The sequence below is a fragment of the Pseudomonas typographi genome, assembly GCF_014694385.1.
Lineage (GTDB): Bacteria > Pseudomonadota > Gammaproteobacteria > Pseudomonadales > Pseudomonadaceae > Aquipseudomonas > Aquipseudomonas typographi.
Genome location: NZ_JAAOCA010000195.1, coordinates 1 through 255 on the forward strand (window position 1 = coordinate 1; position 255 = coordinate 255).

A 255-nucleotide genomic window follows, 5' to 3' on the forward strand; every position below is an offset into this window, starting at 1 on the left:
CGATGCCGTTGGCGATGGAGTAGGTGAAGGGCATGGCCAGTGCGGTGACCAGGGCGGGGGCGGCTTCGGTGATGTCGCTCCAGTTGATTTCGGCCAGGCCCGAGGCCATCAGCACGGCCACGAACAGCAGGGCCGGTGCGGTGGCGTAGGCGGGCACGCTGCCGGCCAGGGGGGCGAAGAACAGTGCCAGCAAGAACAGCACGGCGACGACGATGGCGGTGAGGCCGGTGCGCCCGCCGGCGCTGACGCCCGCGG

Annotated in this window: 1 protein-coding gene; it reads right to left on the reverse strand. The window is 71.4% G+C overall.

Annotation, left to right across the window (positions count from 1 at the left end; all coding sequences use genetic code 11):
- Positions 1–255 (reverse strand): solute carrier family 23 protein (locus HAQ05_RS28365; RefSeq protein WP_274602003.1); only part of this gene is annotated, 255 nt, incomplete at both ends.